Genomic DNA, 13,344 nt, shown 5'->3' with positions numbered 1-13,344 from the left:
ATGGCGAATGATTATCAGGGTCGAGAGCATCGCAACTGGAATGGTAAACCTATCGTCAAAGCCACCAAGTATAAAGTGGTGCAAGCAATGCGGTAATAATGGCAGCAAGGGAAGAGTAGCGGCTAATCAAGACTAAGGCGACCCAAGATGCCATCAAACAGATGGCCAAGTCATCACCAATTGGTGCCATGGCTCCAAACGCTGTTGCAACGCCTTTGCCACCTTTAAAACCAAAAAAGATCGGATAGATATGGCCAAGACAGGCGGCGATTGCGATAAGGCCGAGGGAAATGGCGTCAATTCCCATTAAATAGGCAAGATACGTTGGTAGAGCACCCTTCAGCATGTCGAAAAATAACACCATGGCAGCCGAACTTGCGCCGCCAATGCGCAGCACATTGGTTGCTCCGGGGTTGCCCGAACCCTGCGTTCTTGGGTCGGGAAGGCCTCTTATCCTACACACTAGCACAGCACTTGAGACAGAACCGGCTAAATAGGCGGCCACAATCATCAAAAGTGTCAGTGTTAATTGACTCACATTGGTTTCCTTACACGTCTTAAGGTATTATCGCGCCACAATTTAACGGCCACTTGGCAAGCATTCAGTCATAAGCGATGGCGATTACGCAACTTATCAGGTTGCGATAGTTTCTGAACGAACAAATCCTTTTGGGCGTTATCCTACTTCGGATTGGCCCGAGTAGAAAGTAAATTAGTCGTTCAATTGAACGGTGGATTATACAGACTCTATGGCGTTTAGCTTATCAGACCTCATTGGTATGAGTGAGTAGGAATTAATATGGATAAAGTGCTTATTCGACAATTACGTATTGATACTGTGATTGGCGTCTATGAATGGGAAAAGAAAATTCACCAAAGCTTGTTTTTAGATCTGGATATGGCTTGGGATAATAAGGCCGCAGCGGTAACAGACGATTATCAATACGCGCTCTGCTATGAGACGGTATCGAATCGCCTGACTCAGCTCATTACCGAAAAGCCCATTGAGTTGATTGAGACGGTTGCCGAGCGGATTGCCCTGTGTTTGCTGACCGAGTTTAAGGTGAGTTGGGTAAAAGTGGTGGTGATGAAGCCAGGTGCTGTCCCTTCAGCCGCTTCTGTTGGGGTTGAGATTGAGCGCTCACGTTAATTGAATCTTTAGATTCGGGTTTTCGGTTTGGACGGTTCGGACATTCGTATGGCACGTATATACATTAGTTTAGGTAGTAATATAGAACCCACTCGCTACCTTAAGGCGGGCTTGCTGTCCTTACGGGAATACTTTGGCCCGCTGCAACTCTCCTCAATGTACGAGAGTGAAGCGGTTGGATTTAATGGTACCAACTTTTTAAACATGGTGGTCTGTGCACAAACGAGTCTGAATATTGCTGAGGTAGTTGCGCAGTTTAAGCAAATCGAGCAAAATCACGGCCGGTTGGTGGGGGCCAAAAAGTTTAGTCCAAGAACCTTAGATATTGACCTATTGCTCTACGATGATGTCGTTTGTCAGACCCCTGTGGTACTGCCCCGCGCCGAAATTGTCAGTAATGCTTTTGTGCTTTGGCCTTTAGCGGAAATCGCCCCCAATTTGATTCACCCATTGCAGCTAAAAACCTATGCTGCAATGTGGGATGAATATGATAAAACGTCACAAAAGCTGTGGCCGGTGGCCTTTGAATGGCCTTTTGGACTGACTTTTTAATTGATTGATAGGATTGTCATGGATACGTTTCAGGTAATTATTTTAGCGTTAATTCAAGGATTAACAGAGTTCCTCCCCATTTCAAGTTCGGCGCACCTTATCCTACCTGCACAGCTTTTAGGCTGGGAAGATCAAGGGTTATCCTTCGATGTTGCCGTTAATACAGGTTCATTGTTTGCCGTAGTGATTTATTTTAGGCATGAACTTTGGGCTATGTTTAAGGCGTGGATTGCCAGCATGGTTAAAGGTCAGCATTCTGACGATAGCAAACTGGCATGGTGGATTATTCTTGCTACTTTACCTGCGGTATTTTTTGGTTTTATGGCCAAAGACTTTATCGAAACCCATTTACGCAATGCCGGCGTTATTGCTGTGACAACAGTGGTCTTTGGTTTGCTGCTTTGGTGGGCGGATAAGATGTCACGCCGTGATTTGACGGTTTATCAAACGGGGTGGCGCAAGGCATTATTAATTGGTTTTGCTCAGGCGCTGGCGTTAATCCCGGGGACATCTCGCTCAGGTGCGACGATGACCGCGGCGCTGATGTTAGGTCTTAGCCGCGATGCTGCTGCGCGTTTCTCGTTCTTGATGTCTGTACCTGTCAGCTTAGGCGCGGCTATTTTAGTGGGTAAAGATTTGGCTGAAAGCCCGCTTCCCATTGACTATCAAGCGCTTACACTAGGCACTGTGATTTCTTTCGCTGCGGCTTATCTGTGTATACATTATTTCTTGAAAATCATTAGCCGCATGGGTATGACGCCTTTCGTTATTTATCGTCTTGCCCTTGGTGCTGTGTTGTGTGGATTTATCTTCTTATAATGCACTCGCTCTTTTGCCAAAAAATCGGGTCAAGTACCCGATTTTTGTGTTTTTAGGCATGAATTTTCGTATTTGGAGTTGTTTATGAGCCTTCAATATCAATGTCCTACCTGTAGTTTGCCACTGATGCAACATCAGGCGTCCCAAGGTTTTTATTGTGCGAATAAGCACCATTTTGATAAGAATGAAGCTGGATATTGGGTGTTCACTAAGCCTGCTCGTCAAAAGCCGACGGGGGATAGTCGTCAACAGGTCAGAGCTAAACGGTTCTTACTCGAGTCAGGGATTTTTACGCCTTTAATCGACAAAATGGGTGAGATGATTGCTGCGCATTTACAGGCTGATGATTGTTTGTTGGACTACGAGTGTGCTGAGGGCTTTTATTTACGTGCGTTATCTTCGTTGCTGTCAAGGCTGACAAATGGGATGAACGTCCACTACAGTGGCGTTTCGGATGCAGAAAATACTATTTTTGCTGCAGCTAAAGCGCAAACGCCAGCATCGCTCTATCTCAGTACATCCAAAGCGTTACCCTTTGCAGATAATTGCTTCGATTTTATTACTGTTGTCGATAAGCCGTTGAAGGGAAAAGAATGCGTCCGCGTGCTTAAAGAGCAAGGGCTTATGTTGCAGGTGATCCCAGGTGCTCGGCATTTATGGCAACTCAAGACGCTCATTTATCCAGAACTCATTGAAAAATCAGTCCAAATAAATTTACCTACTGGGTTAATCGTAAAAGAGCAGCAGCGAGTGCAATTTAGTTTATCGATAACAGGTGAACAAGTTTTGGTATTGCTTGATATGACACCTTATGCGTGGCGTGCATCGGATAAAGTCAAACACCTTATTCGGACTCAAGTATTCAATAATCTAGAAATTGACTTTATTTTAGTCTTAGCGCAAAAGTCTTTAATCAGAGCTTAACTCGCTAAAATAAATAATCCTATTGGATGTTTTTTAACCTATTCATAAGCTTAGGTATTCTATTTCTTGATGCTTCTGTAGAGTGAATAATGCAAGTGCATGATAATAATCGAGCTTTTATGTTGCTTTCATGTTAATCCAAGACTGCATGCCTTGGAGTTTGTATTTATTCAGCCGTCGTTCATTACAGATATAACCTCTTAACTGCTTTTGTCTCGCAAATTGCTTGAGTTTGCGCTGTTGTACTTTCATTAAAATACCCGTTAAGAGATTTAATAAAAATAACGTTTTTAGTGAGAACAGGGGAGAGGATTATGAAAAGTGAAAAATCGATTTTACGATGGATATACCAGTTTAAGAATGATTAATACTGGAAAGTCGTTTTCTTTCGATAAGAGTTTATCTTGATGTCAAGCTGAGAGTTTGGTTTGTGAAGCTAATAAGCATTAGCTAAATTTCAGTTATTCAACACAGCTTGGCTTATTACGGAATTAGCTTGTGAAAGCTGACAATCAACCATAAAAAAAGGCTTGGATCGATGTGCTATTCGCTTTCATCTCTCTCAAGCCTTTGATCTTAACCTGATGAATTACAGGTTAATTACCTATCATTACTTCTTGTAACGAGAAGCAACGTTGTCTAGACGGTCGTTAGCGCGTTTAGCTTCTGCTTGTGCGTCCATAGCTGCTGCTTTAGCATCTTTAACGTCTGCAGACAGTTTGCTTTGCTCTGATTTCAGAGAGCCAACATCAGCTGACAATTGATCAACTTTGTTGCCCAGAGTTGCAACGCTTTCTTCCAGAGCAGTAGTGTTTGCACAACCACCTAGTAGGGCAGTCATTGCTAAACCAGCAATCATCAGTACTTTTTTGTTCATTGTAAAAAATCCCTTAAAATAGGTTGGATTTGAATGTTTCGTCACTTGGTAATCGAAACTGCCTAATTATGACATAGCTATTTTAATTTGCTACGAATATTAATGCGTTTAACCACTATAGACATATAAATTTTTTTTTAAAAGCGTTTTTTCCCGGTTATATCGTCATTTCTCATCGAAAAATGGTGTCCCATTTACTAGAAAGTGTTTATGTGTTTACAAAAAAATTACAATTTTATGGCGTCAGTTTGGCTTGTTGGTGTGGCCAGTTGAGTTTCACTTGCTCGACGTTATCAATCCGCCTCAAATTGAGCGCTTGTTTTATCTGTCCTCCCTGAAATCCTGCTGCGATGATGGCTTTTATATCCACATTATTAGCGGCTAAAAAACACGCATTAAGGTAGTCACTTTGCGGGTAGGCTTGATGCTCGAAGCCTGTGCGCCCTCGCATATCGGCGATACAAGCCAATAGGAGTTGATTTAGTCGGTCTGGTTTACGCCAAAAATTGGCTTTATCGAAGACTTTAACAATTGTCTCGGCTCTTAATTCAAATGCTTGGTGTACGTTTTGGTGCAGATCACTAACCAATAGAGCGAGGTCGCGATACTCGTTAGGGACTCGTAACCGTTCACACAGTTTTTTAATGACGGGTAATCCTTTTTGTCCATGGCCATGGTGTTTAGGCCAGTGTTCTTTGGGGCTTAATGCCTTACCCAGATCGTGCACTAAAGCTGCAAAGCGTACCGCTTTGTCTTGAGTCAGTAATGTTGCCTGTGTTAACACCATCAGAGTATGCAGACCTGTATCTATCTCAGGGTGCCACTTTTCCGGTTGTGGGATACCAAAAAGTGCATCAATTTCGGGGAATAGGATTTTCAATGCACCGCATTGCCGCAGCACTTGGAAAAAAATCTCTGGATTGGGGCCGCCGAGACTTTTATCGACTTCTTGCCAAACGCGCTCAGGCGTAAGCGCCGTTAATTCCTCGGTTTGGCTCATATGCTGCATCAAGGACATGGTTTCTGTAGCAATCTTGAAACCTAAACTATGAAAACGTGCGGCAAAGCGTGCCACTCGTAACACCCTTAAAGGATCTTCTGCAAAGGCTGTTGACACATGCCGCAGTTGCCGTGCCTGTATGTCCGCGACACCATTATAGGGATCATACAAATTGCCTTCTTCATCTTGGGCAATCGCGTTAATAGTGAGATCGCGTCTTAGCAAATCTTGCTCTAGGGTAACATCGGGACTGGCATAACAGCTAAAACCACCATAACCCAAACCCACTTTACGCTCCGTACGCGCTAACGCATATTCTTGCTGGGTTTTAGGGTGTAAAAAGACCGGGAAGTCTTTACCTACTTGGCGATAGCCCAATTGCTGCATTTGCTCAGGAGTGGCGCCGACAACCATATAATCTTTATCTTTTATTGGAAGGTTTAGCAGGCTGTCTCGTACAGCGCCGCCAACTAAGTAAATTTTCACAGGATTATTCTAGCGAGTGTGCCATAGGCATAGCTTATCATGATGATGCCATTGCAAGGCGAACTAGAGTGTAGATATTTATTAGAATGTCACATCCATATTGCTGATGCTTTGACAATATCCTTTGGACGTTTTAACGTGGGGCGTTATTTTTAGCTTAGGATGATTGGTGGTATGTACAAGGCCTTTTATGGACTCAGTGATAACCCTTTTTCGATTGCACCCAATCCACATTATTTATTCTTGAGTGACAGACACAGAGAAGCCTTAGCCCATTTAACCTACGGGTTGGGTGAGACGGGTGGCTTTGTGTTACTAACGGGAGAGGTCGGCACAGGGAAGACAACAGTATCTCGTTGTTTGCTTGGGCAATTACCCGATCATACCGATACGGCGTTTATCTTAAATCCTTCGCTGACGGAGTTGGAATTACTCGCTACACTCTGTGATGAATTGAAGATTAGCTATGGTGAAAACCCAACCCTTAAACAGCTCACTGACCATCTGAGTCGTTTCTTACTGGCCAATCATGAGAAAGGCCGCAATACCGTTCTCATCATCGATGAGGCGCAGCATCTGCGTGCCGAAGTATTAGAGCAATTAAGGTTGCTCACCAATCTCGAGACCGATACGAAAAAACTGCTGCAAGTCATTTTGATTGGCCAACCTGAACTGCAGCTGCTACTCAAACGACAAGAACTGCGGCAATTAGCCCAGCGGATCACTGCTCGTTATCATCTATTGCCGCTTAATGAAGATGAAATCGCACTCTACGTTTTGCACCGTTTACAGGTGGCGGGTCGTTTTGAACCGCTATTTACCCGTAAAGCCATTAAAGTGCTGCACAAATACAGTGGCGGCATTCCGCGATTAATTAACTTGCTGTGTGAACGTGCTTTGATGGCGGGTTACGCACAATCTAAGGTGCCCATTGATCACCATATGGTGAGACAAGCTGCGGCTGAAGTATTAGGCGAAGAAGAACCACAGCAGCATAAGTATCTGTGGCCAAGTGCTATCGCCGCCGCATTGGTATTAGCTTTTGGAGTATCCTATTGGTTGTTTACGGATAAACTTGCTGTTGCCAATGTGACGACCGAGCCTGTGACCCACGACAAACAAACAGTTGTAGCTGACAATTCTGTTCAGCAAAGCCAAACGCCAGTAAATAATACTGTACCAGCACTCACTCAAGTGCAAAATACTGTTGTGGCGGCTGACCCCAGTCTGCGGGTATTACAGGAGGCTATCAAACAAAGTCGAAGTATTGATACCGCCTTTGCAGGTCTTTTTAATGTGTGGGGCAAAGTCCCATTTAAAGGCCTCACAGCCTGTCAGTCTGCACGGGAGCAGGGGCTGTCATGTTATCAACAGCAGGGAAATTGGATGTCGATTACGCGGCTAAATTATCCTGCCGTTGTATATTTAGTTGATGATAATCAACAAGATTTTTATGGTGCTGTCATTGCAGTTGATGGTGATCAGCTATTGATGCAATTGGGCGAGCAGCAGCTTTGGGTTGATAGAGCTTGGTTCAATCAACACTTTAGCGGCACCTTTGAAATTCTCTGGCAGGCCCCCAATTTACCTATGCTGGAAATTAGCCAAAAATCGAGCCCTGGGCAATTACAGTGGCTGGAGAATGCGCTTGCCCATGTGGCTAAACGACCTTCACGCCGAGTCAGCCAATTTGATCTTAAGTTGGAGAATGATCTTAAAGCCTTTCAAAGCCAACATGGGTTGAAGGCTGACGGTATTGCAGGCAATCAAACGTTAGTGAGACTGAATTTGTATTTAAGTGATCAAGGGCCGCGCCTAACCGATAATGGAGCCCAGAGTTAATGTCTATCTTACTCGACGCGGTAACCCGTAATAAACAACAGCAAGCTTCACCTTTACCCGATGCGGTATTAACGCCGAGGGCAAGTTATCCTGCGCCACGCAAGGCTTCTTTCCCTGCTGCAAAATTGTCGCTGCTTGCCGTTGCGATTACTCTTGGTATCGGTGTGGCATGGGGCGTTGCGCATTGGCAACAGGTCAATTCAATGATGCCCTTGAAGGCTAATGATGATAATAGAAGTGATCTTCAAACGGGCACAGTGATAACTCAGCATGCTTCAAATACAGGTTCTGATAGCTCTGTCTCAACGAGTCAGGCTAACCGGAACGCATCCTTAAATGACCCAGTAAGTGCAGCCACTACGGTTGCCACGCAGGAAGATACTGTTATTCAGGGGAACGCCGCAGGATTTCGATTAGCTGGGAAAGTCGCTTTGCCCAGGGAGCAGGTATTAAATGATGTGCCTTTAAGCGCACAAGCTTATCCGAACGTAGATTCGTCTCAGGTTGTCGCTACAAATACTTCCTCAAATGCTGATCCTAGTTATGATGACTATCTTGCGACGTCAGCAGCCTTAGATGAAACAACTCGCGCCCAGCCATCACCGGCCGAAAATGGGGAGCTGGCGCAAGAGTTTGCCGATCCTGAACCAATAATGTTGGGCGCGAATGCTAATCGTCAAGGGTTAGCAACACTTGAGGCGCTGCGTCAACAAGTTAATGCTGCGGCGACGGATGTTGGCTTGGATACGGCGCAGAGTCGTCAAGATGATGAATTGGTCGCGACCTTCCAAGATGCACTGAAAGAGGTGGAATATGTCAAAGCGGCTAAAACACCTGTGACTGAGCCTAAGCTTGATCCTATCCCTAAAACGGAAAATGGCGATATTCCTAAATACGGGCAACTGCCTGCGGGATTACAACTACAAGTACCGGAATTTAATATTGTTGCCCATGTTTATTCGACGGATGCGAGTCAGCGTTGGTTAAACGTTGACGGTGCCGAGTTACAGGAAGGCGATATGATTGGTGGTAAGTTAAAGATCATTGCCATTCGTCCGCGGGATGTCGTTTTAGACATTCAAGGAACACAGTTTAGGGTTCCGGCGATGTAAGGCATTCTCTTAAGACAAAAGGCGCCTGTTGGCGCCTTTTGTTTATCGTTTTAAATTAAGCAAAGAAGTTATATGCGAGGAATAAAGTTAAGCCATAGCCAACACAGTAGCATAGGAATAGTGCAGGTACATATTTCAAGTAGCTTACAAAAGTGAGCTCTTTTACTTTGCTCATGGCGACGATACCCGCAGCCGAACCAATCACTAACAATGAACCACCTACGCCCACACTGTAGGTTAAGCCTAACCATTCTGGAGTGTTGAGTACAGGTTCTGCTTTTAATAGGGCAGCAGTGAGTGGCACGTTATCGATAAGAGCTGAACCCATGCCTGTGACAAAGTTTGAGATATTTGGATTAAATAGGGCATAGGCCTCGGTCAGCATATCTAAGGTGCCGATTTCTTTAAGCATGCCAACTAGCAATAAAATCCCTAAGAAGAATAACAAAGTGTCATATTCAACTTGGCGGATATATTCAAGGATCTTGATTTCTTCTTTATCGCTGCGCGTTGTATGACCAATCAGGAACATGATGGACAGACCGGTTAAGAAGGTCAGTACTGGAGGGATGCCAAACAAAATGTTGAGTAACATGGTCATTAAAATCGTGCAGAAGAACACGAGGGCAATCAGTAGATCAACCGTTTGATAACTATGTTTAATTGGGGTTGTTGAGACGATACCTTCAGCTTTTAGCGAAAAGAGCGTTGCCAGTAAAACGACACTCACGGCTGATGGGATGAACAGCATTAACAGTTCGGAGATATGCACGTGACCCGCGAGGAAGATCATCAGCGTGGTGACGTCACCAGTGATCAATGCTACACCACCTGAGTTCACTGCGAAAATAATCAACACCGCCATTCTGCGACGCATTTGTTTATCGAGTTTAAAGGTGGTTAACAAACCCAAAGAAACCAATGTAGCAGTGACGTTATCACAAAAGGCGGACAGAATTAGCGAGAATAATGCGACTTGTATCATCAATAACCGAACAGAAACCTTTTGTGGAAAGAGCTTCTGCACCATGATTTGAATCATACCTTTGGCGTTAAGATAGGCCACAAAGGTCATTGTCGACATTAAAAATAGCCACAAGGTGGCAATTTCAAGCAAGTTTTCATTGAGTTGATGAGCAACTAACTTCTCATGGCTAGGATCTCCAGCAGCCATGAATAGTGCTACCCATGAAATACAGCCAAAGAATAAGGTGGTTTTTGCTTTATTAAGGTGGGTTACTTCTTCAAAAATAATACTGAGCAATGCAAGCAGTGCCAGTATGATCAGAAAGGTATATAGCATAACTGCAATTCCAACTGCTGTTTTAATGTCGTGGCAGGCCAAAGGCGAGCTATTGAGTGGCATTATCAAGGCTTAATTAAGTTTGCCGTGTTAACGCGTGCGGATCAGAACATAATGGCGCGAATAACGCAACTGTTAGCTGCAACTCAGTTTTGCGTTGCTTTGTGATGTGTATCTCAGTTGTTTGGGTGTGTTTTTAGTTTTAAATACTGTCTTGTGGTTTTTTGTTGGTTTTTTATGTTGTTTATTTCGGGTTGGTTATTGAGTGTAAAGTAAGATCTACGATTAAAGTCTAAGCCGTTATTTTATCGATCCTGCAATTAATTTTTCTTTAGAGAGAAAATTCTGATTGAAAATTCAATGGTTCAAATTAGATGCTGGATTTGAGTTTATTACCGACAATTGTACGGAATGTGCTGAGTGAGTCACAGATATGACCACGTCGAAATATTGACCGAACAGAAAGTGAGCGGTATCTTGTGCCTCTTTTATCGTTAGGACACTGGATGTTGTATTTTGAGGATGTTGCAAAATGAACTTTGTACTCCGGAGTCTCTTACTCTTAGGCTCTTTGGTTTGGCTGATCTACAGTGGTAAACAATTACTTGCTTTGGGTATATTCCACAATCCTAGCTTAGTGATTGATCACCTCACGTTAACTCTACAAGCCTTAGTCGCAGCGATTATCTTTAAGTCGGCCTTAGGTTCAAAAAAGTCCGATAGCTATTGATTGGGCTAAGATTTGCACAATATTACTTTCAAAAGCTAAGTAAGAAAAAGGGACGCTAATGCGTCCCTTGATATTTTAAGCGCTCGCTTACATTGCCGCTTTCATGCGAGCTAATACGCGATCAGCCGCTTCAAGCGTGAGGCGCAATTCTTCTTCGCCATGGGCCATCGACAGGAAGCCAGCTTCATAAGCACTCGGTGCTAAGTAAACGCCTTCATCTAACATGCCATGGTAGAAAGTGCGGAAGTGCTCAATATTGCACTTAGTCACTTGGTCGAAGCGAGTGATCTGCTCTTGCTCAGTAAAGAAGAAGCCGAACATACCGCCAACATAGTTGATCGCCATTGGGATGCCGTGCTTATCAGCCGCCGCTTTAAAGCCTTCGGCGATGCGCTTGGTTTTAGCGCTCAGCGCTTCGTACAGACCTTCTTCACACAGCGCTTCCATTTGTGCTAGACCCGCTGACATCGCAATAGGGTTACCTGAAAGCGTGCCTGCTTGGTATACAGGGCCAGTTGGTGCGATAAACTGCATCACATCTTTACGACCACCAAATGCACCTACAGGCATACCGCCACCGATGACTTTACCGAGTGTGGTTAAGTCTGGTGTAACGCCATAGTGACCTTGAGCGCCACTTCTTGATACTCGGAAACCTGTCATCACTTCGTCGATAATCAGCAGCGCACCAAACTCATCACACAGGCTACGCAGACCTTCGAGGAAGCCTGGGATAGGTGGAATGCAGTTCATGTTGCCAGCAACGGGTTCGATAATGATGCAAGAAATTTCAGTTGGATATTGCTCGAACAGCGAACGAACAGAATCCAGATCGTTATACACAGCAGTTAAGGTGTGCTTTGCGAAATCTTCAGGAATACCAGGAGAGCTGGGTTGGCCTAAGGTTAATGCACCGGAACCTGCTTTAACTAATAGACAGTCAGCGTGACCATGGTAGCAACCTTCAAATTTTAAGATCTTGTCACGATTAGTAAAACCGCGCGCTAAGCGAATGGCACTCATGGTTGCTTCAGTACCTGAGCTCACCATACGGACTTGCTCGATAGAAGGCACCATGGCGATCACTTTCTCAGCCATTTGTACTTCAAGCTCGGTCGGCGCGCCAAAAGACAGACCATTATGTACCGCAGCCAATACGGCTTCACGGATCTTCGGATGGTTGTGGCCGAGGATCATCGGGCCCCAAGAGCCGACATAGTCGATATAAGCTTTACCATCGGCATCGTAAATATAAGCGCCATCAGCTTTTTCAATAAACAGGGGTGAGCCACCTACACCGTTAAATGCACGAACCGGAGAGTTAACACCGCCGGGGATGGTTTTTTTAGCCTGTTCAAATAGCGCTTCGGAACGGGTCATGTTAAGTCCTTAAAGTATGTAGCCGATTAGCGATCGGCTTTACGTGAATACCAATTAACAGGACACTCATATTTTTCGAGTTGTGAGTCAACCCCGAGTGTCAATGCAAACAGTGCCATACGAATTAACAGTCCATTGTCCGCCTGTCTGAAGATAGCGAGATTAGGATGGCTGTTTAAATCATTATCTAACTCATTAGCTTGTGCTCGCGAATCCCGTGGCAGTGGGTGCATGATCACAGTGTTAGATTTGCAATGTTGGGTGTAAATACTGCGATTCAAACGGAATTTACCGCGGTATTTGTTTGCTTCTTCCTGAGATGGGAAGCGCTCTTCTTGAATGCGAGTCAGATAAAGAATATCTGCTTTATCTAAGTGGCCTTCAAGCTGGTCTGTTATTTTGATGCTATGGCCAGCATTTTCAATGTCTGAGATCACATAATCAGGCATAGCTAATTCAGCTGGTGAAATCAGTGTGAAGCTGATGTTCTTATACATGCACAGCAGGCGTGACAATGAATGCACGGTGCGGCCAAATTTTAAGTCACCGACCATGGCGATATGCATGCCATCGATACCGCGGCCCGCATGACCTAACTCCTTTTGAATGGTAAACAAATCGAGCAAGGCTTGGGTTGGGTGCTCGTTCGAACCATCACCACCGTTGATCACTGGGACGCGGCTACCTTCGGCAAACTCTTTGACAGAGTAAGAGTCAGGGTGGCGCATCGCAATCACATCGGAGTAGGTCGAGAGTACGCGGGCGGTATCGTACAGGGATTCACCTTTAGATAAGGACGAAGAGGCCATACCTGTGGTTTCACGCACATGGCCGCCGAGTAAGTTAAAGGCACAGCCAAAACTCACGCGGGTACGGGTACTTGGCTCGAAAAACAGGTTACCTAAAATGGCGCCTTCGAGCACTTTTGTGCGCTTCTCACGAAGTGCATAGGGCATCATGCGGTGGGCGACATTAAAAATAGTTTGGATTGAATCAAGATCTAACTGGTTTACGGAGAGGATGTGGGATCCTTCGAACTGGTTCATCAGCCTGTTTTCCAATTGCTAGGGGGCGTTCAAGTGCAGATATTGCGCTCGTAGCCCTAATGTTATGTAGGGTGGCTGAGGCGCGATTGTAACAGATGCACCAAGGCAGCGAAATAGTACCCT

The 13,344-nt window shown here is 44.8% G+C and carries 12 protein-coding genes and 1 pseudogene; 7 read left to right on the top strand and 6 right to left on the bottom strand.

Annotated features, from left to right (window positions below):
* A pseudogene (plsY, locus tag SHEWPOL2_RS08340) lies at window positions 1–538 on the bottom strand (glycerol-3-phosphate 1-O-acyltransferase PlsY); the annotation flags it as partial.
* A gap of 261 nt (window positions 539–799) precedes the next feature.
* On the opposite strand from plsY, the gene folB reads away from it, so the two are divergent.
* The 4 genes from folB to SHEWPOL2_RS08320 all read left to right on the top strand — a co-directional run bounded on the left by folB (window position 800) and on the right by SHEWPOL2_RS08320 (window position 3,445).
* Entirely contained in the window at window positions 800–1,150 is a 351-nt protein-coding gene (gene folB, locus SHEWPOL2_RS08335) for a dihydroneopterin aldolase (protein ID WP_037427622.1), read from the top strand.
* A gap of 48 nt (window positions 1,151–1,198) precedes the next feature.
* Window positions 1,199–1,702, top strand: a complete 504-nt coding sequence (gene folK / locus SHEWPOL2_RS08330; protein ID WP_037415460.1) for a 2-amino-4-hydroxy-6-hydroxymethyldihydropteridine diphosphokinase — start codon at window positions 1,199–1,201, stop codon at window positions 1,700–1,702.
* Window positions 1,703–1,720: 18 nt separating this feature from the next.
* Entirely contained in the window at window positions 1,721–2,521 is an 801-nt protein-coding gene (locus SHEWPOL2_RS08325) for an undecaprenyl-diphosphate phosphatase (protein ID WP_037415463.1), read from the top strand.
* Between the two features lie 84 nt (window positions 2,522–2,605).
* The gene (locus SHEWPOL2_RS08320; RefSeq protein ID WP_037427620.1) at window positions 2,606–3,445 is read left to right on the top strand and encodes a putative RNA methyltransferase; all 840 of its coding nucleotides are present in this window, start codon (window positions 2,606–2,608) and stop codon (window positions 3,443–3,445) included.
* A 610-nt stretch (window positions 3,446–4,055) separates the two neighbouring features.
* On the opposite strand, the gene SHEWPOL2_RS08315 is transcribed toward SHEWPOL2_RS08320, so the two are convergent.
* Complete coding sequence (locus SHEWPOL2_RS08315; RefSeq protein ID WP_007650000.1) at window positions 4,056–4,322, bottom strand: Lpp/OprI family alanine-zipper lipoprotein; 267 nt, start codon at window positions 4,320–4,322, stop codon at window positions 4,056–4,058.
* A 235-nt stretch (window positions 4,323–4,557) separates the two neighbouring features.
* Entirely contained in the window at window positions 4,558–5,808 is a 1,251-nt protein-coding gene (locus SHEWPOL2_RS08310; protein WP_037427618.1) for a multifunctional CCA addition/repair protein, read from the bottom strand.
* A 174-nt stretch (window positions 5,809–5,982) separates the two neighbouring features.
* Here SHEWPOL2_RS08310 and SHEWPOL2_RS08305 point away from each other — a divergent pair, with 174 nt between their 5' ends.
* Both SHEWPOL2_RS08305 and SHEWPOL2_RS08300 read left to right on the top strand, forming a co-directional pair.
* Window positions 5,983–7,650, top strand: coding sequence for an AAA family ATPase (locus SHEWPOL2_RS08305; RefSeq protein ID WP_037427616.1), 1,668 nt, complete (start codon window positions 5,983–5,985; stop codon window positions 7,648–7,650).
* Window positions 7,650–8,762 (top strand): general secretion pathway protein GspB, encoded by a 1,113-nt coding sequence (locus SHEWPOL2_RS08300; protein WP_037427614.1) that lies wholly within the window; start codon window positions 7,650–7,652, stop codon window positions 8,760–8,762. Before SHEWPOL2_RS08305 ends, SHEWPOL2_RS08300 begins: the two co-directional genes overlap by 1 nt.
* A gap of 55 nt (window positions 8,763–8,817) precedes the next feature.
* On the opposite strand, the gene nhaD is transcribed toward SHEWPOL2_RS08300, so the two are convergent.
* Window positions 8,818–10,065, bottom strand: coding sequence for a sodium:proton antiporter NhaD (gene nhaD, locus SHEWPOL2_RS08295; protein ID WP_037427613.1), 1,248 nt, complete (start codon window positions 10,063–10,065; stop codon window positions 8,818–8,820).
* A gap of 532 nt (window positions 10,066–10,597) precedes the next feature.
* On the opposite strand from nhaD, the gene SHEWPOL2_RS08290 reads away from it, so the two are divergent.
* On the top strand, window positions 10,598–10,795 hold the full coding sequence (locus SHEWPOL2_RS08290) for a hypothetical protein (RefSeq protein ID WP_037427612.1): 198 nt from the start codon (window positions 10,598–10,600) through the stop codon (window positions 10,793–10,795).
* Between the two features lie 87 nt (window positions 10,796–10,882).
* On the opposite strand, the gene hemL is transcribed toward SHEWPOL2_RS08290, so the two are convergent.
* Together hemL and SHEWPOL2_RS08280 are read right to left on the bottom strand one after the other, a co-directional pair.
* Window positions 10,883–12,175, bottom strand: a complete 1,293-nt coding sequence (gene hemL, locus SHEWPOL2_RS08285; protein ID WP_037427610.1) for a glutamate-1-semialdehyde 2,1-aminomutase — start codon at window positions 12,173–12,175, stop codon at window positions 10,883–10,885.
* 26 nt (window positions 12,176–12,201) lie between these two features.
* Entirely contained in the window at window positions 12,202–13,221 is a 1,020-nt protein-coding gene (locus SHEWPOL2_RS08280; RefSeq protein WP_037427609.1) for an aspartate carbamoyltransferase, read from the bottom strand.
* Between the last annotated feature and the right edge of the window lie 123 nt (window positions 13,222–13,344).

It is taken from the genome of Shewanella sp. POL2, from assembly GCF_000282755.1.
GTDB lineage: Bacteria > Pseudomonadota > Gammaproteobacteria > Enterobacterales > Shewanellaceae > Shewanella > Shewanella xiamenensis.
Note: the sequence above shows the minus strand (reverse complement) of the source record. Positions and strands in the feature narration are given on the sequence as shown.

Coding starts and splice junctions, on each gene's coding strand:
- folB (WP_037427622.1), top strand. CDS start 800: ATGGATAAAGTGCTTATTCGACAATTACGTATTGATACTGTGATTGGC.
- folK (WP_037415460.1), top strand. CDS start 1,199: ATGGCACGTATATACATTAGTTTAGGTAGTAATATAGAACCCACTCGC.
- SHEWPOL2_RS08325 (WP_037415463.1), top strand. CDS start 1,721: ATGGATACGTTTCAGGTAATTATTTTAGCGTTAATTCAAGGATTAACA.
- SHEWPOL2_RS08320 (WP_037427620.1), top strand. CDS start 2,606: ATGAGCCTTCAATATCAATGTCCTACCTGTAGTTTGCCACTGATGCAA.
- SHEWPOL2_RS08315 (WP_007650000.1), bottom strand. CDS start 4,322: ATGAACAAAAAAGTACTGATGATTGCTGGTTTAGCAATGACTGCCCTA.
- SHEWPOL2_RS08305 (WP_037427616.1), top strand. CDS start 5,983: ATGTACAAGGCCTTTTATGGACTCAGTGATAACCCTTTTTCGATTGCA.
- SHEWPOL2_RS08300 (WP_037427614.1), top strand. CDS start 7,650: ATGTCTATCTTACTCGACGCGGTAACCCGTAATAAACAACAGCAAGCT.
- nhaD (WP_037427613.1), bottom strand. CDS start 10,065: ATGCTATATACCTTTCTGATCATACTGGCACTGCTTGCATTGCTCAGT.
- SHEWPOL2_RS08290 (WP_037427612.1), top strand. CDS start 10,598: ATGAACTTTGTACTCCGGAGTCTCTTACTCTTAGGCTCTTTGGTTTGG.
- hemL (WP_037427610.1), bottom strand. CDS start 12,175: ATGACCCGTTCCGAAGCGCTATTTGAACAGGCTAAAAAAACCATCCCC.
- SHEWPOL2_RS08280 (WP_037427609.1), bottom strand. CDS start 13,221: ATGAACCAGTTCGAAGGATCCCACATCCTCTCCGTAAACCAGTTAGAT.